We start from the raw sequence: 23,737 nt of genomic DNA on the forward strand, positions 1-23,737 counted from the left end.
GGGGTTCATTAAAAGGAGCAGAGCTAGGACCACAGCAAGAAAGCCGGATTTGAGGGTGCTAGAGTTTTGCATATCTTTATCACCTTTTTAAGAATATCAATTACATTCTCATTGGTATAAACATTCTCAGGTGCTTTTTGATCTCCGCTTGGCCTCGAGCCTCTCCTCCCTGAGCCTCTCAGCCCTGTACTCCTCGATGATGTTTCTGAGCCGCTCAGCCCTCTTCTCCGCCTCGTATGCCTTTCTCTGCTCATCCCATCTCTCCTTCGCGGCTTTCAGCATCTCAGGATCAACGAATGATATCCCGTCTATCGTCTTTATTGAGAGATCATCTGCGCTGAGCACGGGAACGGATTTCTCCATGAAGTACTCCCTCATCCTCTGAGGCATCTCCTTCATGACGATAACAGCCTCCACTTCAAGATCCGCGATCATATCAGCCGTGTTCGGGCCACCTCCCGACGGATCCTGGAGCAGGATGAGATCCCCCTTGCCTATGGACCACCTGCTCCTCGCAGAGATGATGGCCTCCTTTGAGAAGACGGGAACTGGCTTCAGCTTTCTGTATCCTGCCATCTCCTCTATCCGCTCCGCCTTCCTGATCCTCTGCGCCTCTGCCCTGTACCTCCGGAGGCGTTTTCTCTCTGCCCTCAGCAGGTTTCTGAGCCTATCGATCTCTTTATCTCTTATCCGGATCTCGTGGTCGCGCTTCATCTCCCTGTATGTTCTGTCCTCGAGCTTCTCCAGCTGTCTCTTCAGCTCTGAGATCTCTTTGTCCTTAGAGGATATCTCAGCCCTCAGATCCTCCACATACTCCCTGAGGTTCCTGACCTGCTCTGTCAGAAGCCTCAGCTCCTCAGGCCTGGGCTGCGGGATCTGCGGAGGCGATTCAGGTGACTGCGCAGCCTCCTCCTCACTCTCCAGAAGCTCAGCCATCGCCTTCTCGATGGAGTAACCCCTCACCACAAGAGCCTTCACCTCGTCCGGGTTCACATCCCTCGAGATCTTCTTCTCCACCTGGCTGAACTTGTTTCTGTACTTTTTGAATGCGCTCATAGCAGCCGCAAGCGCGTCCCTCTCGTGATCGTTCCTGTAGTTGAACGGCCTGGCGAGCAGGATCTTGTCCTCGGCTGCCAGATCCTCGCCGGGGGAGAAAAGAACCGCATTGAACGCCCGCTTGATCTTCTCCACAGCCCCCGGTGCCGGCGAGACGTCCGTGGCTACTATCAGGGGTCTGCCGCGCGCTGCTATCCACTCGATGACATCCGAGGACGACATGGTTCTGGCTGAGACCATATCGACGAGCTCTCCCTTGAGATTGAGAGCAGCGAGCCCTGTTGTGGTCCCGGGATCTATTCCAACGATGATGTAGTCCCTGCGCTGATGGAGGGGCACGAACTGCAAATGCTGTCGCGGGATCGGCGAGACTCTTATCTGGACATCTCCCCTCGAGCTGGAATGCACCGGCACCCTCTCCCTGGGCGCCTCGACCACGAACTCGCATCTGATATAACCTCCAAGACCCTCCACAGCCTTCATTGTGAACTCGAGCCCGCTCTCTTTCAGATCGTGCTCGATCTCTCTGGAGAGGAGCTTCACGTTTCCGTGTATCTTCCTGGAGTACCTGTTCTGGCTCCATCCACCCCTTCCGGGAGAGCGCCTCCGGCTCACCTTTATCCAGGTCCTGTCCTCGAAGACGGAGACCGCGCAACCGATGCCCTTCGCGGCAAGGCGCGCACATGCCTCAGCCTCATGCATCGGATTCAGCCTGTCAAAGACGATTCCGTGCCACCTCGCAACCTTGACAAGCGGCTCTGGATGATCCCCGCCGGTCACCTGGACGATCCTGGTGCCTGGCGGAAAAAGCCTCATGAGGAGTGTGAGCTCGTTCCTGTCCGCAGCGAGCTCATAGATGTTATCGACAGCTATGATATCCGGCTTCTTCTCTCTTATAATCCGGATGAGCTTCTGCCTGCTGACCATCTCATAGCAGTAGGTGCTATCGCCATCTATCACGAAAAGCGCGTAGCTCGGCTGGCTCCTGCCCCTGGGGGAGCCGCTGGCGATATCCACACCGAATATCCTACTCTCCATCATCAACCTTTATCGTTCGGAGAATCTCTCCTGGATTCAGATCTATCTTATATCTGCGCTTGAAGTATTTCAGTATGTTGGAGACATCCCTCTCGAGAAGCTCTTCTGCGTTCTCGTGATCCCTCCCGACTGCCTGTGGCCAGTCGATTATTGTTATGTCATCCCCCACAATGACGTTGTACTCGCTCAGGTCTGCGTGTATCACTCCGAGCCTGTACGCCTTCTTTATCTCCGCCAGGATCCTGTTGAGGTAGAATGCAGGATCATCAAGATCCGTCTTTGTGAGAAGCACCCCCGGGACCCTCTCCATAACAACGGCATGCCTGCTTCTGGCAACAGGCTTCGGGACAGCCACATAGGGATAGAGCCTCTCCATCACCTCAAACTCAGTTCTGGCCGCGAGGCCCGCAGCATAGATCCATGGGACCTTCGGCCTGTCCCTGAGATACTCCCTGACCCTTCTCACCCTGGAGAAGCTGGTCCTCCCCTCCCTGTGGAACTTTATAACCAGCGGAATATCATTCAAGGCCTCATAGACGACAGACTCCTTGCCAACGCCCAGCCTGTCGCCAAGCGATGCCACGAAGCCTCTCCTGACGAGATCGTGAAGGGCGAGAAGATCGTATGCTGCAAACTCGATCTGGTACCCCTCGTATGGCACCTTCGTGTAGGAGACGAGCTTTCTGCCTGAAAGCAGCCTGAGATAGTACTCAGCCTTCGAGGCCGGTATGCCGGAGATGGCCGAGATCTCCTCGAGGGGCACCCACTCCCTCCGGCGCATTCCGGCCTCGATGGCTTTCAGTATGCACAAATCCTCAGATCTGAGGCTTAGAAACCGCTCTGCCAGCTGTATCACGCTGATAATCTCATTCTCTCAGGCTAAATCCCTTTGCCTGTGTATGAGAGCCATCTGCTCTCAAGATCATCTGAGCTCATCGTCTCTATCACATAGTCCGCGAACTCCCTGCCCGTGGCACCGCCAGGCCTGCCGGTCATGACCAGTCTCCTCTCGAACTGTCCGCATATGTCAAGAGCCATCTCCAGTCTCCTCGCCTTGTCAACCATCCCGACATGACGGAGCATCATCGTCGAGGCGCGCATGATGCTCGATGGGTCCGCGTACTGCGCCCTCCCTTCCTGGACCATCCTCGGTGCTGAGCCGTGTATCGCCTCGAACATCGCATACCTCTTGCCAATGTTCGCGCTTCCCGCCGTCCCCACCCCTCCCTGGAACTCCGCAGCCTCGTCTGTGAGTATGTCTCCGTAGAGGTTCGGGAGGACTATCACCCTAAAGTCCCGTCTCCTCTTCGTATCCACGAGCTTCGCCGCCATTATGTCGACGAACCAGTCGTCAAAAGTTATCTCAGGGTACTCTTTAGCGATGGACCTTGCGATCTCGAGGAACTTCCCGTCCGTTGTTTTCACTACATTTGCCTTTGTCACCACAGATACTCTGTTGATATTGTTCCTCCTGGCATAATCGAAGGCAAGCCGAATTATCCGCTCCGAGCCCTGCGTGGTTACGACCTTGAAATCGACCGCGAGATCGTCGGTGACGTTGAGACCCTTGCTTCCTAGAACGTACTCGCCCTCCGTGTTCTCCCTGAAGAAGACCCAGTCTATGCCCTCGGATGGTATTGAGACAGGCCTCACGTTTGCGAAGAGATCCAGCTCGCGGCGCATCGCCACGTTTGCGCTCTCCAGGTTTGGCCATGGATCCCCCTTCTTCGGCGTTGTGAGCGGCCCCTTCAGTATCACATGGCACTTCTTCAGGGCCTCAAGGGCATCATCAGGGAGAGCCTTCATAGCCCTTGCCCGCTCCTCTATGCTGAGCCCCTCGATCTTCCGGAGCTCAACATCCCCGCGCTCTATCTCATCCCTCAGAAGGCTCTGGAGAACCCTTATGGCCTCGCCTGTTATGTAAGGCCCTATTCCATCGCCATTGACGTATCCTATGATCAGGGGCTTCAGATTGCTGTAGTCTATCCAGCCGCCCGCCGCCTTCATCTGCTCCACCCTTGCAAGCTGCTCCTCCAGAAGCCTGCCGAAATGCTCCTTCGCCCTCTCTATAGCCTCTTTCTGGTTCATGTCAAAACAATGTTATGCGATATCTGATCAAGCTTTTCATCGCCAACATATGGCCGTTCCACCGGGTCATTCACGATACACTGAGGGCGGGAAAGGTAGCGGATACCCACGAATTCGTTCGTGGGAGGAGCATATCCCAATAAGACTCATATTTCGTGGCGGGTAGTTGACGCCCAGAAGATCTCTTATAACCGGTGATGAATCTCAGTTCATGCGTGTTGGAGTGATCACCAGAGGGAAGTACGGAGAGCGGCTCATAGATACGATAATGAAGCACACCGACTTCGATGTGGTGCAGGCAGCCGTGCCGGAGCTGCTCCCCGGATTCATCGAGGACCCGGATGAGTTTCTCAGGAGCATAGGCCTGAATGAGGATGTCTTCAGCGCGGATCTGATTGTCATGTACACACTGCATCCGGATCTCACGCCTGCGATAGCGAGGATGGCCGGGGAGCGCGGGGTTAAGGCGCTTCTGATACCTGGCGGCATCGGAAGGGCTGGATCGATAGAGGAGCTGCGCAGCATCTCGGAGAGGTACAACATCTACATAGAGGTGGATGAGATCTGCTGCACCCTCGAGAAGGTAGGGGTGGATGCTGTCGACGAGTTCGCAGAGCGTCTGGGGAGACCGGAGCTGAGGGTCGAGCTGAACAGCGGCAGGATCAGCAGAGTCGATGTGGTCAGAGGATCGCCATGCGGCAGCACATGGCATGTCGCACGTGAGCTCGTCGGAAAGAGCGTCGCTGAGGCGCCATCTCTCGCAGGCCTGGCATGCCAGCAGTACCCCTGCAGGGCTGTGCGCGGCACACCCGGTGGCATTCACACATCAGGAGATCTCCACAAGAGCGCTATGGAGCGCGCTCTGGGCCTGCGATCAGAGCTAACTCTTCCGAGACAGTCAAGGCCGATCAGGATAAGGGGTGGCGTTGTTGAGGCGTCCTGACGTCGTGGAGGCGACTGAAGCGGTCTTACGCAGAGCACAGACCTCGCTGCCAGGCTGGGTCGTTCGCTCAATAGAGAGCGCTCTTCGAAGGGAGAGGAGCGAGATAGCTAGGTACCATCTGGAGGCGATACTGGATAACATAAGAATCGCTGAAGCTGATGCGCGCCCGATATGCCAGGACACGGGCCTTCCTGTGTTTCATGTGGAGATCGGGGATAGATGCCACATCGACTTTGATCTTTGGGAGGCGATCGCTGAGGGGGTGAGGATGGCGACGGCAAAGGGCATGCTCAGACCGAATGTGGTGGATCCGCTTAACAGGTCGAATACAGGAGATAACACAGGCCCCGGCATGCCCTGCCTCATTGTGGATGGAGTCGCGGGAGATGCGCTCAGGATAACAGCATTTCCGAAGGGGGCTGGCTCTGAGAACATGAGCTTTTTGGGAATGCTCAATCCAGCGGATGATCCGTTAGATTACATCCTGGAGAACCTCGCGGAGCGTGTATCTAACGCCTGCCCGCCGGTTTTCGTCGGTGTGGGGATCGGCGGGACCTTCGACCAGGCGGCATCTCTCGCGAAGCGCGCGGTCATGGGCATTCCTGGGGATAGCGAGGAGGAGCTGTTGCTTCTCAAGAGGATCAACGATCTCGGGATAGGCCCAATGGGGCTCGGCGGGGACACCACAGCACTTGGCGTGAAAATAGAGAGGGCGTTCTGCCATACAGCATCACTGCCTGTGGCCGTCAACCTCCAGTGCTGGGCGAACAGAAGGGCGACTGTAATAGTGACGGAGGATGGATGGAGCATAGAGTGAGAGCTCCCCTCTCTGAGGGGGACGTCTACAGACTCTCTGCCGGCGACGTCGTCTGGCTGAGCGGCGTTATCTACACTGCGAGAGATAAGGCCCACCAGAGGCTCAGCGAGGTGAGCTTCGATCTGAGGGGCGGGGTGATATACCACTGCGGACCGCTCATAAGAGACACGACTGTTGTATCCGCAGGCCCGACGAGCAGCGTGCGGCTCGCGCGATACCTTCCGCATGTTCTTGATCTCGGGGTGAGGTGCATCATAGGAAAGGGAGGGATGCCAGGAGCTGCTGAGCTGATTAGAGGGAGGGCTGTCTACCTCGCCTACCCGGGTGGATGCGGGGCTGCTGCCGCGAGATCCCTTAGAGTGCGTGGCGTCTCTCTCCCTGAGCTTGGAATGGCAGAGGCTGTCTGGGAGCTCGAGGCGCTGAATCTAGGCCCCATGGTCGTGGCGATAGACTCTCACGGAAGGGATCTGTACAGAGAGGTGAGAGAATCAGCAAAGAGGCACCTGAAACTCTGAGAGCAGCTGCGGTGGATCTGAGGTACCTCCTTAACAGAGGCTACCCAACAGGCCCTGCTGTGAGGTTCGTGGCAGATCACTACCGCATAGATAGGGATTACAGAAACATCCTCTCGAGGGCTGTGCTCTCAGAGGATGTTGCAGGCTCGAGGAGGCGCAAGGCGATCTGCCTCGAGGATCTCAGGGGAAGGGTGCTGCATATCGATGGATACAATGTGCTGATCACTGTGGAGAGCATAATCTCCGGAGAGGATATCTTCCTCTGCGACGACGGCTTCCTCAGAGACATGCGCTGCCTCTTCAGGAAATACCGGAGATCCGAGGCCACGGATGAAGCCATCCAACTTATGATAGATACGATATCGAGAGCCATGCCGTCTGAAATACTTCTGCTCCTGGACAAGCAGATAAGCAGGTCCGGCGAGCTCGCCTCTGATATAGGAGAGGCGTTCTCAGCCGCGGGGATCTCCGGCACCGCAAGAACTGCAAGAGACGTGGACAGGGCTCTGAAGAATTCGTCTGCGGTTGTGGCAACAAGCGATGGCATAATCATAGATCACATCTCCAGCGCGCTGGACATCCCTGCACTTATAGCAAAAAGAATGATGGTTGAGCCGATCCGGATATGATAGCTTCAGCATCGCACTGCTGTGTTGGATAAGTCCTAAAATTGCAACCTGATGGCCATTAGGGGTAAAGATGGAAATTAGCCAAGAATCGATGCTTAGAGATGGAATTCTGAGAAAATTATCCAACACAGTGCTGTGTTGAATAATTAAGAGCTCTAAGGTCGAAAGCTATTGATTTTTACTAGGAGTGCAATCCGTATGAATCCAGCCTCTGCTATCGGATTCTCAAACATTATTCAACACGTATCTGTGAACCAGCATGCCGAGACCTATGATCGCGCCTCCGCTATCGGATTCTCAAACATTATTCAACACAGCGCATCGCACAACTGAATTTGTATTCCGGTTTGCATCGATCTGCTCTCAAGGGTCCCTCTCTGGCCACTGGCTCCCGTTGGATGGCACTGCTGGAGCTGAGAAGCTGAAGACTAGAACGAAATAACTCATGATTCCTGCCAGGCTGAATGCCCTCCTCGGTTCCTCCGGACTGAAGGCCGGACCTCAGCTGCCACTATAACATTATAGGATACACACAGCCGCCGCCAATCTCATCTGTGCTCTTTCCTGTACATCCACATAGCTCCAAGGACCTCCGCAGCCTGCTCGGGTGTGGAGTAAACCGGTATTCCAGAACGCTCCATTTTTATCACGTCGTCGATCACGAACTCCTTGGATGCGACGACCGCAAGTATGGGCCTCCCCTTGAAGTCGATGGACCTGATCGTATCGATATACGCTCCAAGCATCTCTGTCTGTATGACCACTATGAAGCTGCCAACGTCCTCGCTCTTTACGGCGATCTCTATGGTCCTCCTGACCTGATCAGGTGTCTGGTCGAATGTGAAGTCAACCGGGTTCATGCCAGACACATATTTAGGCAGCACACTGCGGAGCTCGTCCTTGAGTGCGGCGGAGAGCTCGGCGAGGCGCATGCCGTTCATGCTTATGGAATCTGCAGCCGCAACGCCCAGTGAGCCGGCGTATGATATAACAAACACTCCGTCGTTCAGCGGCAGGGGCTGCTTCGAGAAGGCCCTCGCGAGCGCGAACATGTGATCATTGTCTTTGGCCCTTATGAGCCCGGCCTGTCTGAAGATCGCGCTGTAGATCTGGTCATTTCCCGCAAGTGATGCGGTGTGCGAGGAGACCGCCTTCTTTCCAGCCTCGGTCCTGCCGGTCTTCAGGACCACGACAGGCTTCCGTCTCGAGACATCCCTGGCGACGTCTACGAACCGCCTTCCTCCCTTGACGTCCTCCAGGTACATGCAGACCACATCTATGTTCTCGTCCATCCCGATGGCCTCGAGCATGTCTGTCTCGTTGAGATCCAGCTTGTTCCCGATAGTCGCAATGATCCCGAAGTCAAGCACCTTCCTCAGACCCCAAAGATACCCGGCTGCATAAACTCCAGCCTGCGCTATGAGACCCACATTCCCCCGGTTGAGCTCGTCTACGACCCCTATTGATTCGACCACTCCGCAGTTCGTGTTTATGATTCCGGAGCAGTTAGGCCCCAGCAGCCTGCATCCATGCCTCCTCACTATGGACAGGAGCTCTCTCTCTATCTTCTTCCCCTCATCGCCGAGCTCTGCGAACCCAGCTGACTCTACAACGATATACCTCACGCCCACAGCACAGCAGTCCTGCACGACATGTGGTGTCATGCTGGCGGGCACAAGCACTATCGCGACATCCACGGGCTCCGGCACGTCCTTTATGCTCGGATATGCCCTCACGCCCTGGACCTCTGAGGCATTCGGATTGACTGGATAGAGCCTGCCCGCATAGCCATGGGTGAGAAGGTTGTAAAACACGTTCCATCCCAGCTTCCCCTTCGTGTTTGATGCCCCGATCACAGCTATGCTCTGCGGGTAGAAGAGGCCCCTCAGGTAATCAGCGCTCCGAGAACGCGTCATATCAGAAGCTGATGCGAGAGATGAGCTATCGAGTATGATCCTGGCATCTGCTATCGTGTAGCCCCTGGGATAGACGAAGACCGGGTTGAGGTCCATCTCATTTATGATCGGATGCTCCTGGACAAGATCTGATACCCTGAGGAGCATGCGCTTGATGGCATCGATATCCCCGGAGATGCCGCGGTATCCTCTGAGCAGCGGGTAGCCCTTTATCTCCCGGATCATCGACTCGGCATCCTCCTCAGAGATGGGTATGGATCTGAAGCTCACATCCCTGAGTATCTCCACGAAGATGCCGCCGAGCCCGAACATGATGACAGGCCCGAATGTTGGATCTCTTGTGACTCCGACAATGATCTCTATACCCGGGCTGGCCATCCTCTGGACCGATACGCCTATCATGCCCCTCTCCCGGAATGCCTCACGTATCTCATCGTATGCCGATCTCACAGCATCAGCGTCCTGGAGATTCAGCCTGACTCCGCCAGCATCTGATTTGTGTATCACATCTTTGGAGAGCACCTTGAGCACAACAGGATAGCCGAGCTGGTTCGCGAATCTCACAGCCTCATCGGCACTGGATGCGAGGTGTGCGCCGGTCGTCTCCAGCCCCGCGTCCATGAGAATGCGCTTGCTCTCGTGCTCCATCAGATACGTTCTTCCCTCCCCAAGCGCCTGTGCAGCTATTTCCTCGAAGTTGCCGGTCATGTAAGCACCCCTTGTTTCTTAGCGGATGGCCACGCCCTGGTGGTATTGAATATGTGTTAACCATCTGGCGAACATCTTTCAGGAAGATATACATTTTGTGTCAAGATGTGACAGACTGTGCAAAAGGTCAGCGCTCTCGCCCAGCTGGTAACTTGGAGGCCATGCAGGCTGCTGGAAGCACCCACCCACCAGAGCGCATAGCCAGACAAATGTATCTTTGGGCAAGTTATCATAAAGAGCGATGATATAGGCTTTGCATGCAGCTCTCGATGATGCGTGCCTCCGGGGATCCAGTTATCGATGGCTTTCCGCGTTTTGATCTGAGACTTCATCAATCCACATGCGTTATGCAGGTCCAGTGATAGTAGCCGAACATCGGCGTGCCTGTGACCTCGTCGAACTCATCGAGCTCGCAGCCGCATATCTGGCATCTCTCCCCTTCGGGGACCTCAATCTCGGCGTCGTTCCAGATCACTATCACAGCCAGAATATTGATCTGTGAGGTTAAATTGTTTGCTCCCGGCCTAGCTCAAGCCGCTGTGGTGAGACAGAATTCTCCTCAGATAAACGCCATGCATGTAGTCTCAGATGTGTTGGTGAGTATGTCGGCGAGGCCAGGTCTCTCTTTGTTGGGCATGAGCGTGTATGTCGCATTGCCTGTAACCACGACCACATACCCATCCGCGGGGGTCGCATCGAATCCGTGTGTGACAAGCAGAAATGCAAGGTCGAGGGATGTCATGAGGGGATCATCATATGAGCTCAGCAATTCCATCAACCCAGAGTCCATGCAAACCGCTGGTGTCAGCAAAACCAGCATAGCACAAAATACACCCATATGTCCATACATCTGTCTCACCAATAGACCTATTCGACTGGAAATATTTAAGGAGCACAGAACATGAAATCAGTACCTCAGGACAATACCAATTTTACGTAACATACATTAGATGGTGTACTCGCATCGTTGAAATCAAAAGCATGTGTGCCCTGAGTCATGAGGAATTATGCCATTGGATGGCGATTCCTGGAAGACTATTCGATGAATCGGGCCCACGCCCAGAAGCCCGAATATCCGGCTTGGAACCTGATGCTTAGGAAACGGTCATATCTCCTAAGACTTTTCCTCTTCCTTCCTCTCCGCAACTCTTTTGCTGAGCAGCTCGAGCCGTCTCTTCAGAAGTTCAAGCTCGCGCTCCACAAGCTCAAGGTCGTCTTTTTGAGGAAGCTTCTCCTCTTCGCCGCTGGCGCCTCTCAGGATATAGCTTCCGCCCTCAATCCTTATGCCCATTCCATATACCAGGGCTGCGGCCACCTTTCTTCTCGCTCTCACGAGATCGTTCCAAAACGCCTTTCTGGAGATGCCCATGTAAAGGGCAGCCTCCTCCTGCTCGAGGTCCAGTAAATCCACAAGACGGATTGCCTCAAGCTCCTCAAGCGTTATGACAACAGCTGCTCCCTCCCCACTCTCTGGAAGAAAGCATCTCACCTCAGGTATCTCCGAGATCCAGCGCTTACCTCGCCGTCGACCACGGCAGCGACACATGATTTTGTGTTGGAGGAGAATCTATTTAAGCTTATCAGAACCGGCATGGGACCTGTCCGAATGAGACGAGGGCTATCTTAATCAAAGTCTCCAGAACCTGTCTTCTTAATGCTCTTGCAACACCCCTCCCGTTCAGGCGAAGTTAATAAGTATATAATCGCATAAGCGAAGATGAGGTGCCGGAATGGAGAACGAAAAAGATCCAGACAGGAAGAGGGACAGCCCTGCATCTGGAGAGAAAGAGGACGATCGGCTGAAGAAGATCAGACACAAGATCGTCATTGGAAGTGGGAAGGGCGGCGTTGGAAAAAGTACTGTCACTGCCAACATGGCGATATCCTTCAAGCGGAGAGGGTACAGTGTTGGAATACTGGATGCGGACATAACAGGGCCGGACATACCAAAGCTTCTCGGAATCGAGGAGAAAAGGCTGACTGCATCCGATGAGGGAATCGAGCCAGCGGATTCCATGGGGATAAAGGTCGTATCGATGGCCCTCCTGCTGGAGAGCCGTGACTCTGCTGTTGTATGGAGAGGGCCGATGAAGATGGCCGCGCTGAAGCAGTTCGTTTTCGATGTCAACTGGGGCGAGCTGGACTTCCTGCTGGTGGATCTTCCCCCAGGGACAAGCGATGAGCCGATCTCTGTCGTCCAGCTGCTGAGCGGGATGGACGGAGCAATTGTTGTCACCACTCCACAGGATGTGGCACTTCTGGACTCCAGGAAGGCGGTCAATATGTTTCTCATGATGGGAGTGCGCGTCCTCGGGATCATAGAGAACATGAGCGGATTCAGGTGTCCAAACTGTGGCACCGTGGTAAACATCTTCAGCAGGGGAGGTGGCGAGAGGGCTGCCAGGGAGCTCGGCGTTGATTTTCTGGGATCCCTGCCGCTTGATCCCAGGATCGTCAGCGTGAGCGATATGGGGAAGTCGTTCATCGAGAATGGCGATATTGGAGAGGCCTTTGAGAAGATAGTCGACAGGTTGCTCGAGAAGCTCTCTGAGAAAAAGGTGTAAGCTCACACAAACTCGCTGTATTTATTCAGGAGACCGTAAACCTTCCTGATATCCTCTCCCTGTGATCTGGCCTCGTTGAGGTACGTGCTGTAAAGTGCTTCTGATATCGCTCTGGGTACCGGCTTGCAGCTCTCCCCGTGAAGCATCATCTCGAAGCATCTGGCCTCTGCCTCAGATATTTTCAGCGCGCGGAATGCGCCCGAATGCTCGCAGAAGAGCGGGTTATCCTCTGAAGGTGTATCTAGCGCAACCCTGGCGAGAGGGGTTCCGGGTATAGGCTCTGCTATGCTCACAAACACATCGTCGAGCATCGCCTCCTCCATGAAATCAAGCGTCTGCTCGAAGTCCTCCCGCGACTCGCCGGGGTAGCCTACGATAAAGCTCCCACCGACCTTGACGCCATGGCTCCTGGCGAGTTCAACAGCTCTCATGTTATCTCTCACTGTTACTCCCTTTCTCATCAGCTTCAGCATTCGATCGCTTCCGGACTCAAAACCGAAGAAGAGCCATCCTATTGTGCACTCCCTGATCGCCTCCAGGATCTCATCGTCCACAAGATCCACCCGCATGTCAGGCACAGATAGGTTTCTCTTTCCAAGAATCACAGAGAGCTCTCGAAGCATGCTGATGAACGCATCCTTATTGAGACTGTTCCTGTAGCCAAAGAGGGATGCTGTGCCGCCGCTCACCGCGACCCGCTTTACACCCATACGCTTGAGCTCTCTCACCTCAGCGACTATGTTCTCCAGCGACCTGGATCTTATGTTGCGTCCGAAGAACCTGGGCACCTGGCAGAATGTGCATCCTCCAAGACAGCCTCTGTGTGTCTCAATGTACACATTAGCGCCACGGACGCTCTGCGCCGGAAGGTCTGAAGGAAATAATGGCATCGCGTGGTCGATGACATCAACCCCAGAAGGTTCTGATCTGATGATCTTTCCGTCTTTTCTGTAAGCAACGCCCGGGATCCCCTCCGGCCCATTTTCCACTAGCATGGCGATTATGCTCTCGCCTTCGCCCATTGCCACCGCATCCACATCCAGCTCGCCAAGAACCATCTCAGGGCATATCCCGACAGGACCGCCACAGTAGACCGGTGATTCTGCTTTAGAGACGAACTCTCTTATTGATGGATCCAGAAGCTGCAGGGTGGAGAAGAGGCTGAGTATTATCACATCGCCATCACGGCGCAGATCTTTTGAGATATCAACGGAGTGCCCTCTGTCCCTGAGTATGCCTCCAAGAACCATCGAGCCGTATGTGTAAACCCCTGGAGAGATGATCTGGATCTTCATTGCTCATATCGAGGGCAGGCTCATTTAAAACCCTTTGGACCTCCCCCGATGCGCCCGATTGATACGATGAACCTGTCTCAAAAGGACCTAGGAAGAAGATATGCATCAGCGATTACTGATGCAGTTTTGATATACTGCAGCAGAGACCCGCATGCTCTCCAATCCTAATGCCTGTGCTCTCTGCACGCGTTATCCATGCTGGCCTCAGTTAGAAATCCATTCATCCAGTCATCGATGGCATCTCTGACAGTCCCTGTCGCGCCGACGAATACCCGGATGCCAAGCTGCTGGAACGCAGAGATCGCCTTCGGCCCCAGGCCGCCGGCGATAACGACCTGAACACACTTTCCGCGAAGCGCATCGACAGGGAGACCGTTTCCTCCCATGTGTGAGCTGTTGTTGGCAACTACCTCGATCTCGCCGCTCTCCGTGTCCACAATGGTGAATGTTGGAGAGCGACCGAAGTGCTGGGATATATACTCATTCAGTCCGGCTGTGCCCATTGAAGGAACGCATATCCTCACTCCATCACCACCGTTTTCCCCTTCCTCCACCCATACCGCGACCGCGCCCCATGCCACCCTGTGGAGGTACTGATGGGGCAGATAGCTTCACAAGCTCACCTCTGCGAAAACGCTCGATCGCATCTCTGACAGTGCCACCCTGAGACTGATAGATCTCGATGCCTGCAGAAGATAAAACCTGGAGCGCGTTAGGCCCGACATTTCCTGTGACAAGGGCGCTCACGCCAAGCTGGCTCACCATTTGAGCCGCCTGTATCCCCGTACCGCCTGCAGCTCCTGCTGCGGTGTTCTGCACCGAGCTATCGGCCATGGAATCGAGATCGACGACCACAAAGAACGGGCAGCGCCCAAACCTCGGATCCAGCGGCGCATCAAGCCCCGCTCCCCCGGCAGTGACACATATCTTCATGTTGGGTACTTATGAGATCTTTTACTTAAAGATTTCGCATCAGAATTAAATATAACAATCACAAAACGCACCACGAAGGACATCTCAGGTATGCATGGTGTCGCCTCGATTCGCCGGAGATATATGTATGATCGAGAGATTGAAGCTAACGATATTGGTCGAGAACACGGCATCCCCTCATGATTCAAGGCTGTGCGCTCAGCACGGGCTCTCCATCTTTATGGAGATGTGCCTGGACTCTGAGAGCATGTGCGTTCTCATGGATACAGGCGCGTCATCAGATGTGATTCTCAACAACATGGATCTGCTTAACATCGATCCAGAGGATATCGACCTGATCTTTCTCAGCCACGGGCATTACGACCACACCGGCGGCCTGATGGGCCTGCTTAAGCGGATGAGCCGTAGGGTACCCGTCCTGGCCCATCCCGGTATCTTTGCTCCAAAGCTCAGATCGAGACCCTTCCTGAAGAGCATAGGCCCGCCGTTCTCCAGACGCGATGCTGAGGATGCTGGGGCTGTGATGCTGCTATCAAGAAACCCTGTGTCATTGGCTCCAGGGATCACGACGAGCGGAGAGGTTGAGAGGAGAACATCATTTGAGAGGGTCGAGGGCTTCTGGACCATTGTGGATGGAATATACCAGGAGGACAGGATTGAGGACGATCAGGCCATAATAGTGAGCATCAAGGACCGCGGCCTGGTCGTGATATCAGGCTGCGCGCACTCCGGCATAATAAACATCGTCGATCAGGCGAAGAGGCTGACAGGTTCAGATTCGATATACGCGGTGATCGGAGGGTTCCACCTCATGGGCTCTGAGGACGAGCGGATCCGCAGGACCGCAGGGGCTCTGCTCGATCTGGATCCTGAGATCGTCTGTCCGGGCCACTGCACGGGCGCACGTGCGGTCTCGCAGCTACAGGAGGTCCTGGGGGATCGATGCCAGCCGCTCTTCACGGGCGAGGTCATCGAGCTATGATCGCATTCGGGCCGGTACCATCGAGAAGGCTCGGCATGAGCCTCGGGGTCAACAACATCCCACCTAAGATATGCACATACTCCTGCATATACTGCCAGCTGGGACGCACGCTCAAGACGAGCGTCAAACGGCGTGGCTTCTATCCGCCGGATCGGATTCTGGATGAAGTCAAGAGGAAGGTATCAGAAGCTGGAGTGAAGATAGACTACATCACATTTGTCCCTGATGGTGAGCCGACACTGGATGTGAATATAGGCGAAGAGATCGATCTTCTAAGGGCTCTTGGATTCAGGATAGCAGTCCTATCCAACGCATCGCTCCTCTGGGATCCTGATGTGAGAGAGGATCTCATGAACGCGGATCTGGTTTCGGTCAAGATCGATACAACGGATGAAGGCATATGGAAGAGGATCAACAGACCGCATCAATCGCTGAAGCTGGCACAGTTACTGGAGGGTGTACGCGATTTCGCAGCGGGTTACAGTGGTGATCTGATAACAGAGAGCATGCTGATCAGGGATCTGAACGATGATGATGGGTCCCTAAGAGGCATCGCAGAGTTCCTCTCGGAGGTTGATCCTGAAAAGGCATACATATCTGCGCCGATAAGACCGCCCGCAGAGAGCTGGGCGCTTCCTCCCGCCGAGGAGAGGCTCAATGCAGCGTATCAGATCATGAGCGAGATTCTGGATCGCGTCGAGCTTCTTGTGAGCCACGAGGAGGGGGCGTTTGTCTCAGCCGGAGATGTCAGGAGCGACATTCTCAGCATAACCGCTGTCCATCCGATGAGAGAGATGGCTCTGAGGTCCATTCTCGATCGAAGGGGCGAGGACTGGACGCTTGTCGAGAGACTTCTGGAATGCGGAGATCTGATGGAGACGCTCTACAGCGGGGAGCGGTTTTACATTCGAAGGCTCAAATCCCCTGAGCGTCTGCCGTCGCAGTAGACCTCTCCATTCTCGCCTGGCCTGACCACATCATTCCCTGCGGGCTGAATGCGTAGTAACTGCCCGTGATGATATCCCTTCTGATGGTCAGCATGCACCTGTAAAGCATGAGATCCTCTGTCAGAAGATCAAGATACACAACGCTCCCGACCACCTGACCGGTTGCATATGTGCTGCGAGACGCCGGAACCAGTATCCCACGGCCGAATATGGCATCTCTGTTATGGAACAGCGTGAGCTCTGCAGTATAGCCCTCTGATAGACTGATACGCCACTGGCCATCCATTCTCAGCGTTTGAACGCCTGGAACATATCCGCGGGTGTAACCCCATCTCTGAAGGGTCTCCAGATACTCCCACGTGCGCTCGATGTCAGGCGTGCGCATCAGCACATCGATTCCGAGAGGATCCGGCTGGAGCTCCTCAAGAGTTGAGGTGCCATTGCCTAAGCTACTTGTTCTCCTGAGATCAATCGCATCCGACTGGGAATGAGCAATCACTGTTATGCATAGAACTGCAATTCCCCATGCCAGGAGTATCTTCGCATACATATCACTCACGATTAAACGTTACTGCCATGTCCGGATAAAAACTCAGCTTTCATATGATGCATATACAATGTCTAGATGATGCTCTCATAGAGATGTCACCAGACGGCTCCATATCTGTTTTATCGAGCAGGCTGCAGGAGTGCTCAGCTCCACCACAGGCACGCTCCGGACCATTGCATCGATCACGTTTGTGTCAAATGGTATCCGGCCGATCATCTCGACCCCGCGTCCATTGCATGCAAGCTCGATATTTTCTGATGTCTCCTCATTGATGTCATATTTGTTTATGCACACCATCGCGCGGATCCTGAAATGCTCCGCAACATCAAGTATTCTGTCGAGATCGTGTACCCCTGAGACCGTGGGCTCCGTGACTATCAGTGCCAGATCAGCCCCTGACAGAGAGGCTATTACAGGGCAGCCTGTTCCGGGCGACCCGTCTATGAGCACCATATCCATCTTCAGAGATTCAGCCAGACTCCGGGCCATCTCTCTGACCATCGTCACAAGCTTTCCAGATGCCTCTTCTCCTGGAAATAGATCCGCGTGGACGAGCGGGCCGTATCTCGTATCCGAGATGTACGCATGGCCTGAGAGGTGCTCGACCATCTTCACAGCATCCGAGACGCATACGAGCATGCACACGCCGCAGCCCTCACATGCAGAAGGATCAACCTCAAAGTTCTTTATGGCGTCAAATCGGCAGTGTTCGACGCATGCGCCGCATTCTGTACACCTCTCCTTATCTATAGAGGCCTTTCTGATCCCGAAGAAATCGCGCCGCTCTCTCACAACAGGATTCAGGATTATGTGGAGGTCGGGCGCATCCACATCACAGTCTGCGATCACCGCCCTTCCAGATGCGCACGCTGCAAAGGATGCAACTATGGAGGTCTTGCCTGTGCCGCCCTTCCCACTGATGACGACTATCTGCTTCAACCCGACATCCCCCTTATCCTTTCAGCAAGGTTCACGAATCGCTCCTTCCAGCCGCGCATCCTCTCCACAAAGATCACGCCGCGGGAGTACAGCTCTGCTATCTCCCTGCTCATCGGTATCTCCATCAGGACAGGCACATCCCGTTTCTCCAGGTAGCTGTAGATCTCGCGATCGCCAATGCCGCTTTTATTGATCAGAACTCCCCGCGGAATGGACATTCTCTCGAGCATTTTCAGCGCGAGAGCAAGATCAGGAAGACCAAACGGCGTCGGCTCAGCCACCAGGAGACAGAAGTCAGTATCACGCACGGATTCCACCGCGGAGCACGATACGCCAGGTGGGCAGTCCACTATGACGGTATCTCCCTTAGCATGCCTCTTGACGTCCCTGATCAGTGGCGTTGAACGGGCCTCTCCGATCTCCAGCTCTCCCCACACAAGCTCATGATCTCCTGATCTAGCTCTTGATATCCAGCCTACCCTGCGAGGCACCTCAGAGATGGCCTTCTCGGGGCAGGCTATGAGACACCCCCCACATCCATGGCAGAGCTCAGGAAAGACCACAACTCTGCTGGGGATAACTGCGAGCGCGTTAAATGCGCAGACATCAGAGCACCTGCCGCAGTGCACGCACAGCTCCTCATCGATCTGAGGTACTGTTACAGAGCACTCTCTCCGATCGAGAAGCCTCATCTCAGGGAAGAAGAGGAACGCATTCGGCTCCTCGACATCACAATCCAGAAGTTGGGAATTTTCCACGGACACTGTAAGGCTGGTGGCCACAAGCGTCTTTCCGGTCCCGCCCTTCCCGCTGGCAACTGATACGATCAATCACAGCTCTCCTGACAAAACGCTGACATTAAAAGACACAACAAACAGAGCACAGATTAAAAACGCTGCGGTCATCTGTTTGACCGCAGCCTATCCAACCTCTCCTTGACCGCCTTGAGCTCCTCTTCCAGATCCGCAGCTATATCCTCCAGGTAGCGAGCCTCCTCATCAGGCGTCGGCTCCCGAAAGGGATACCACGGGTAACCGGCTCTTCCAAAGCTCCTCCAGAGCCAACTGCCTCGACACCAGGGGTTCCAGAAGCCCGGTGCTCTGTAACCTCTTCCAGGCAGCCACCACGGTCCTGTGCAATCTCCCCAGGGCATATCATCTCACCTCCATACAGTTATTACTTCCTTATGAGAATAAGTACTTAAATATTTCGCATGAGCCGCGACACTACGGCTCTGGAGGGTGCGAGCCATTCGGAAGCCGGCCTTTTAAACAAGAATTGCTGGATCATGCCAGCTGCTGGCCTCGGAGAAGATCATCGATCAGCTCCTTCAGGAAGGATCTCTGGATCTGGAGGGTCTCAACCCCAGCCTCAGAAAATGCGTAACCAGGACCTTTGCCCTTCAGACTCTCCCTCGTCAGCACCATGTCAGGCTTGTGTTTGAGAAGGAGCTCTGCGACCTTTATGCCCTTTCCCTTCTCCATCCCAAGATAGGGGTTCGCGATGATCTCCTGTCTTATCACCTTTTTTTCCACGGTATCGATATCCACAATGGCGAAATAGGGCGACTCTCCGAAGTGCACCCCCACCTCTCCAGCTGGATCTGCAAGAGGAATCGCATACCGCATGACGCTCCTCGCCATGGGCTCATAGTGGATTATGATGCGATCCACCGCGGGCACCTCCCTCCTGATGCTCTCTTCGATGCGGGTTGCTGAAGCATGTGCCCTCTGCAGATCTTTCAATCTAAAAACCACGCTCGCCTCCACGAAGAGGTAACGCCCTGAGTTCCTTGCGACCACCTCCTTTACAGAGACCACCTCTGGAAACCCCTCGATTATCGAACGTATCCTCTCCAGTGTCCCCCGATCGACAGAGGCATCGAGCAGGACACGCATGCCGCTTTCCAGGATATCCCAGCCAGCCCTTACGACGAAGAGAGCAATCACCACAGCAGCGGCTCTGTCCAGCTGAACTCCTGCCATCTGCCCCAGAAACGCTATGAAGACAATTGATGATGTGAGGACGTCCGCCTGGTGCTGGGCGCCGTCTGCAATCATGCTTGGAGAGCCGAACCTCTTTCCTATCTGTATCTGGTACCGCCCGAAGATGAACGGGATTGGAACAAGGGACAGCACTGCCAGCAGCTGCCACCCGCTGTATGCGAGGAAGATCTGCCCACCCCTTAAAGCAGCCATGACGATCTCGTAAGCGCTCAGGAAGAGCAGAATCGATATTGCAACAGAGACCACGTTCTCAACCTTGTAGAGACCGTACGGAAAGCTCTTGCTCTTTCTGGTGGAGATCAGCAGTCCGACAATCAGCGCAAGAGATGCGAGGACGTCAACCATGGAATGGATGGCATCTGCACGAAGCGAGAGGCTGCCCGAGAGCTCTGAGAGCACGAGCTTCGCGCCAACAAGGAATATGTTCAGAAGCAGAGAGTAGATGGCAGTCCTCTGCACAGGATCGTCAGGCATCCTCACTCCGGTCATTCTCTCATCATATCCTGTATTCCCACCGCTATATATCTTCACACAAAACCTCTTAAGGGATCTCCATCAGTACAAGGCTGATCATCATAACAGCGAATCCCGCGATGATCCCGAGGTTTGTAAGATGCTCGCTGCCGTATCTGTTTGCTATCGGGATCAGCTCGTCGATGCAGATGAAGACCATGATCCCGGATACAAGGGCGATAGCTGCTGAGAGGATCCACTGGTTCAGAAAAGGATAGAGAAGCAGAAGAGACAGAATGGCACCCAGCGGCTCGGTCATTCCGGCTGCAAAGGAGATCATGCAGGATCTTCTCCTGTCATTCGTGGCACAGTAGAACGGCACACTGCAGGCGATCCCCTCTGGGATGTTGTGAATTGCGATCGCCAGCGCGATGGGTAACCCCAGACGGAGGTCTGAGAGGGATACAAGAGCCACAACCATGCCCTCAGGAAGGTTGTGAATGGCTATTCCTATGGCAGACATTATGCTGCTCCTGTACAGCGCTCTGGAGTGGGCATCTGTCTGCCCGTTGATGTGGATGTGGGGCACCGTATGATCGAGGATGTACATCAGGATAACACCTGAGATGAAGAATATGTTGGAGTATGCCAGGCCGATGGTTTGCCTGGAGACGCAGAAGAGGTCCACGAACGCCACGTAGATCATGACCCCGGATGCGAAACCAAGGCTCAGAGAGAGATAGCGCATGCTGGGTCTCGGCACAATGTACGCGATCAGACTGCCTATGCCGGTAGCGCCGCCCGCAAGCAGTGTGAGAAGAAGCGCTGCGAGAAGATCTCCTGACACTCAGAAGGTTCTGAGATGCGGTGAATAAAAAAGTTTTGTAGGCCGAGGGCCTACACAGCTGGCATGACCAGTGATCTCTCGCCGGCAGCGCGGAACTCTCGTGCACCGCCCTTGCCGAAGCAGAGCCTGATATCGGTCCAGTCGAAGACCAGCGCCGGGTTGGCGAACGTGACCTTGATCAGCGGGTTGCATGCGAAGGCGTCTCCGCGGCCAGCGTGAGCGGCGCTTGAGATGCCTGCATACTCGCCCTGGTGGCCGACGTTCATCGCGTAGTTCGGATAGTTGGCGCCCCTCAGCTCGAGCGGGTTGCCCTCGTCCGACTGGTACGAGAAGACGTTGGTCGGGCCGCACTGATCCTGCAGGTCGTAGCCGAAGAACCCGAGCCTGCCATGGGACTCTTTATGCAACAGCTGCGAGAGGTACCAGCCTGCAAGGCCTGCCTGGCTGTTGCCCGTCGCTATGGCGCAGGTGATTCCCGAAGCGGCTGCTGTGACTCCTGCCCTCTGGGATCCACCGAAGTGATCCTCAAGCAGGGTCGGGAACGACTCGTACTGCTCAAGCGCGTAGAGCGTGACCTCTGTGGCCAGATCCTTGACGACCTCCAGGTTGGCAGGCGCCTTGGCGAAGCCGCCGTACTTATCTACGGCATAGTCGACGCCATAGTAGGAGAAGTCGTCCAGGACATCGTTGGTGTACGCTGCTGTGGCGTACTGTGTGAATCCGACGCCTCCGGACATGTAGCTGCCCAGCCAGATCTGATCGTAGAGCATGGTGCCTGCAGCGACCACGTTCAGCGAGACCTGTGTCGGATCCCAGGGCTTGACCCTTGAGGTCTGGACCATGTCAGCCAGGAAGCCGAAGCTCAGGCCGCCCGGGTTGTTGGGACCGCGAGCGCGGCGTGCGGGCAGCATGTCGGACATCTGGAGAACAGCGGCGTGCTTCGCTGCATACGCCAGGTCAGCGACAGCAGCCTCACCGGCGCACATGTTGTACGCATCGATGAACGTCATCGAGAGCTGCATCGCGCTCCACCTTGAGGTCGTTCCGCCATCGCAGCTCCTTACCACGATCGTGGGGATGTGGATTGCCTGCCAGGTGGTCTTGCCGATGGCTGCCTTGAGCTGCTCCGCCTGGTCTGTCGGGAAGAGCTTGTTGATATCTATGAGGTACTGTGGATCGATCTCATCCGCGAGGTCATCGTCTCCGGTGAAGACCCTGACGTTGCAGTCCTCTACCAGCCCTGGATGCGTCTCGACCATGTGCTCCTGGACCACGGCTGCGCCTGGCATCGCGTGGTTGAGGATCTCGAGGTAGTTGTTGATCGTCTCGGGTGTGACCTCCTTGCCCAGGCGCTTCTCGAGCACCTCATGAGCCATATCGAGGCCCACGACGACGGTCCTGCGTATATCATCCCACATCTGCTGCATCGCAGGGTTGTTGACGAAGTGCAGGTCGTCGCCCTCAACTATGTACTCAGTGTTGGACAGCTTGTAGGGGACCAGCTGCCTCTGGCCCAGCGGAATTCCGCCGCAGTGCACATACGGGTTGTAGAACGATATGCCGCGCTTCCCCTCCAGCTTCTTAGCATACTCCATGAACTCTCTCTTACGAGCGCTCTGCTCGGGACCGAGCCTCTTGTACTCGGTCTTCTGGCTCGAGAGATCGAAGTCCTTTCCGAACTTCTTTGTCAGAGCCCTAACGAATAGCTTCTTGGTATGAAGTTTTGCCATTTATCTCGCCTCCTCACTCCGGCCTGAAGCCCCACTTTGTCCTGAGCTCCCACATGTGATGCAGAGCCTCCAGCGCCTCATCGAACTTTCGAGCGCCCACCTTGCCGCCGAATGATATATTGTCATACCTGAAGATCGTGGTCCGCTTCTTGAGCTCATCCTCGCTCATCGGCTTGCCGACATTGATCTTCTTGTCCAGCGGTATGCCTACCTGGTCCTTTACGTAATAGACGTTGCCATCAGCGCCCATCTCGGTCCTGGCCAGCATGTCGAACATCATGCCGTTCTCCTCAAGCCTCAGGGAGTGGCCGTGGACCGTGCAGCCCCTCATGGAGCATCTTGCGACATCTGTCATCTCAGAGTCCATGAGCTTCTTTGTGTATGCCTCGATATCCCTCTCGCGGGCCTCTATGATCTGCCTGCCTGAGAGGGTGCCTGGATCCGCGCCTCTGCAGTTTATCGCTGCCCAGTAGGACCTCCAGTACGGGATCGACGGGGCGAAGTACATCGAGTCAGCGAACTGGGAGTACCTGACACGGTCTCCTGCGGCAGCGCCTGGTGTGGGCTCGACGAGCTGCCTTATCGGGCAGTCAGGCTCACCCATCTCCTTCAGCGGTGGATGGGTGCTCGGGTAGTCGGCACCGGGGGCCCTGTGGCCCATGATAGCAACTACATCTGCCTCGGGAATATCTCTGAGCTTCTCGAGGTTTCCGGACATGTGCTTCCTTCTGTTGGCTCCAACAGAGGTGTTGCCGGGATAGTATTGGGGTGTGTATGCCAT

At 55.0% G+C, this 23,737-nt stretch carries 25 protein-coding genes; 7 read left to right on the top strand and 18 right to left on the bottom strand.

The annotated features are described in order from the left end of the window. Positions 1-126 precede the first annotated feature (126 nt). From NQU42_RS02695 to NQU42_RS02705, 3 genes are read right to left on the bottom strand one after another with little or no spacing between them, the layout of a single operon-like run. Positions 127-2,097 (bottom strand): DUF460 domain-containing protein, encoded by a 1,971-nt coding sequence (locus tag NQU42_RS02695; RefSeq protein WP_296608835.1) that lies wholly within the window; start codon positions 2,095-2,097, stop codon positions 127-129. Further along, complete coding sequence (locus NQU42_RS02700; RefSeq protein ID WP_296608836.1) at positions 2,084-2,950, bottom strand: RIO1 family regulatory kinase/ATPase; 867 nt, start codon at positions 2,948-2,950, stop codon at positions 2,084-2,086. Before NQU42_RS02700 ends, NQU42_RS02695 begins: the two co-directional genes overlap by 14 nt. Positions 2,951-2,973: 23 nt before the next feature. After that, complete coding sequence (locus NQU42_RS02705; RefSeq protein WP_296608838.1) at positions 2,974-4,182, bottom strand: isocitrate/isopropylmalate family dehydrogenase; 1,209 nt, start codon at positions 4,180-4,182, stop codon at positions 2,974-2,976. 211 nt (positions 4,183-4,393) lie between these two features. Between NQU42_RS02705 and NQU42_RS02710 the strand changes: the two genes are divergently transcribed. Genes NQU42_RS02710 through NQU42_RS02725 form a run of 4 tightly spaced genes read left to right on the top strand, consistent with a single transcriptional unit; the run spans position 4,394 to position 7,086 of the window. Next, positions 4,394-5,125 carry a DUF166 domain-containing protein gene (locus NQU42_RS02710; RefSeq protein ID WP_366070062.1) on the top strand — a complete coding sequence of 244 codons (732 nt, stop codon included), beginning with the start codon at positions 4,394-4,396 and terminating at the stop codon, positions 5,123-5,125. Further along, positions 5,103-5,942: a fumarate hydratase gene (locus NQU42_RS02715; RefSeq protein ID WP_366070050.1), complete on the top strand. Its 840-nt coding sequence runs from the start codon at positions 5,103-5,105 to the stop codon at positions 5,940-5,942. Before NQU42_RS02710 ends, NQU42_RS02715 begins: the two co-directional genes overlap by 23 nt. After that, positions 5,927-6,457, top strand: coding sequence for a fumarate hydratase C-terminal domain-containing protein (locus tag NQU42_RS02720; protein ID WP_296608842.1), 531 nt, complete (start codon positions 5,927-5,929; stop codon positions 6,455-6,457). Before NQU42_RS02715 ends, NQU42_RS02720 begins: the two co-directional genes overlap by 16 nt. 11 nt (positions 6,458-6,468) lie before the next feature. Continuing rightward, positions 6,469-7,086, top strand: coding sequence for a DUF434 domain-containing protein (locus NQU42_RS02725; protein ID WP_296608844.1), 618 nt, complete (start codon positions 6,469-6,471; stop codon positions 7,084-7,086). Positions 7,087-7,634: 548 nt separating this feature from the next. On the opposite strand, the gene NQU42_RS02730 is transcribed toward NQU42_RS02725, so the two are convergent. From NQU42_RS02730 to NQU42_RS02745, 4 genes are all read right to left on the bottom strand, one after another. Then, entirely contained in the window at positions 7,635-9,710 is a 2,076-nt protein-coding gene (locus NQU42_RS02730; RefSeq protein ID WP_296608845.1) for an acetate--CoA ligase family protein, read from the bottom strand. Positions 9,711-10,041: 331 nt separating this feature from the next. Further along, on the bottom strand, positions 10,042-10,191 hold the full coding sequence (locus NQU42_RS02735; protein ID WP_175265719.1) for a hypothetical protein: 150 nt from the start codon (positions 10,189-10,191) through the stop codon (positions 10,042-10,044). 78 nt (positions 10,192-10,269) lie between these two features. Then, positions 10,270-10,452 carry a hypothetical protein gene (locus NQU42_RS02740; RefSeq protein WP_296608849.1) on the bottom strand — a complete coding sequence of 61 codons (183 nt, stop codon included), beginning with the start codon at positions 10,450-10,452 and terminating at the stop codon, positions 10,270-10,272. A 372-nt stretch (positions 10,453-10,824) separates the two neighbouring features. Continuing rightward, positions 10,825-11,256, bottom strand: a complete 432-nt coding sequence (locus NQU42_RS02745) for a DUF134 domain-containing protein (RefSeq protein WP_296608851.1) — start codon at positions 11,254-11,256, stop codon at positions 10,825-10,827. A 184-nt stretch (positions 11,257-11,440) separates the two neighbouring features. Between NQU42_RS02745 and NQU42_RS02750 the strand changes: the two genes are divergently transcribed. Then, the gene (locus NQU42_RS02750; RefSeq protein ID WP_296608853.1) at positions 11,441-12,274 is read left to right on the top strand and encodes an Mrp/NBP35 family ATP-binding protein; all 834 of its coding nucleotides are present in this window, start codon (positions 11,441-11,443) and stop codon (positions 12,272-12,274) included. Positions 12,275-12,276: 2 nt separating this feature from the next. On the opposite strand, the gene NQU42_RS02755 is transcribed toward NQU42_RS02750, so the two are convergent. The 3 genes from NQU42_RS02755 to NQU42_RS02765 all read right to left on the bottom strand — a co-directional run bounded on the left by NQU42_RS02755 (position 12,277) and on the right by NQU42_RS02765 (position 14,502). Beyond that, positions 12,277-13,569, bottom strand: coding sequence for a methyl-coenzyme M reductase glutamine C-methyltransferase (locus NQU42_RS02755; protein ID WP_296608854.1), 1,293 nt, complete (start codon positions 13,567-13,569; stop codon positions 12,277-12,279). 164 nt (positions 13,570-13,733) lie between these two features. Further along, entirely contained in the window at positions 13,734-14,093 is a 360-nt protein-coding gene (locus tag NQU42_RS02760) for a NifB/NifX family molybdenum-iron cluster-binding protein (protein WP_296608856.1), read from the bottom strand. A 4-nt stretch (positions 14,094-14,097) separates the two neighbouring features. Then, positions 14,098-14,502: a NifB/NifX family molybdenum-iron cluster-binding protein gene (locus NQU42_RS02765; RefSeq protein WP_296608858.1), complete on the bottom strand. Its 405-nt coding sequence runs from the start codon at positions 14,500-14,502 to the stop codon at positions 14,098-14,100. A gap of 127 nt (positions 14,503-14,629) precedes the next feature. Between NQU42_RS02765 and NQU42_RS02770 the strand changes: the two genes are divergently transcribed. Continuing rightward, a complete protein-coding gene (locus NQU42_RS02770; protein WP_296608859.1) occupies positions 14,630-15,484 on the top strand; it encodes an MBL fold metallo-hydrolase in 855 nt (284 codons plus the stop codon). Beyond that, positions 15,481-16,431, top strand: coding sequence for a radical SAM protein (locus NQU42_RS02775; RefSeq protein ID WP_296608860.1), 951 nt, complete (start codon positions 15,481-15,483; stop codon positions 16,429-16,431). The genes NQU42_RS02770 and NQU42_RS02775 overlap by 4 nt, the downstream gene beginning before the upstream one ends. Here NQU42_RS02775 and NQU42_RS02780 read toward each other — a convergent pair. From NQU42_RS02780 to mcrG, 8 genes are all read right to left on the bottom strand, one after another. Continuing rightward, a complete protein-coding gene (locus NQU42_RS02780) occupies positions 16,400-16,990 on the bottom strand; it encodes a hypothetical protein (protein WP_296608861.1) in 591 nt (196 codons plus the stop codon). The genes NQU42_RS02775 and NQU42_RS02780 overlap by 32 nt on opposite strands. 75 nt (positions 16,991-17,065) lie before the next feature. Then, on the bottom strand, positions 17,066-17,920 hold the full coding sequence (locus tag NQU42_RS02785) for an ATP-binding protein (protein WP_296608862.1): 855 nt from the start codon (positions 17,918-17,920) through the stop codon (positions 17,066-17,068). Further along, a complete protein-coding gene (locus NQU42_RS02790; RefSeq protein ID WP_296608864.1) occupies positions 17,917-18,750 on the bottom strand; it encodes an ATP-binding protein in 834 nt (277 codons plus the stop codon). The genes NQU42_RS02785 and NQU42_RS02790 overlap by 4 nt, the downstream gene beginning before the upstream one ends. A gap of 71 nt (positions 18,751-18,821) precedes the next feature. Beyond that, a complete protein-coding gene (locus NQU42_RS02795; RefSeq protein ID WP_296608866.1) occupies positions 18,822-19,073 on the bottom strand; it encodes a DUF5320 domain-containing protein in 252 nt (83 codons plus the stop codon). 133 nt (positions 19,074-19,206) lie between these two features. Further along, positions 19,207-20,457: a cation diffusion facilitator family transporter gene (locus NQU42_RS02800; RefSeq protein WP_296608868.1), complete on the bottom strand. Its 1,251-nt coding sequence runs from the start codon at positions 20,455-20,457 to the stop codon at positions 19,207-19,209. A gap of 10 nt (positions 20,458-20,467) precedes the next feature. After that, positions 20,468-21,226: a zinc transporter ZupT gene (zupT, locus tag NQU42_RS02805; RefSeq protein WP_296608870.1), complete on the bottom strand. Its 759-nt coding sequence runs from the start codon at positions 21,224-21,226 to the stop codon at positions 20,468-20,470. Positions 21,227-21,276: 50 nt separating this feature from the next. Beyond that, positions 21,277-22,956 (bottom strand): coenzyme-B sulfoethylthiotransferase subunit alpha, encoded by a 1,680-nt coding sequence (mcrA, locus tag NQU42_RS02810; RefSeq protein WP_296608871.1) that lies wholly within the window; start codon positions 22,954-22,956, stop codon positions 21,277-21,279. A gap of 13 nt (positions 22,957-22,969) precedes the next feature. Next, positions 22,970-23,737 carry a coenzyme-B sulfoethylthiotransferase subunit gamma gene (gene mcrG / locus NQU42_RS02815; RefSeq protein WP_296608873.1) on the bottom strand — a complete coding sequence of 256 codons (768 nt, stop codon included), beginning with the start codon at positions 23,735-23,737 and terminating at the stop codon, positions 22,970-22,972.

This window comes from Methanothrix sp. (assembly GCF_024518575.1).
Lineage (GTDB): Archaea > Halobacteriota > Methanosarcinia > Methanotrichales > Methanotrichaceae > Methanothrix_B.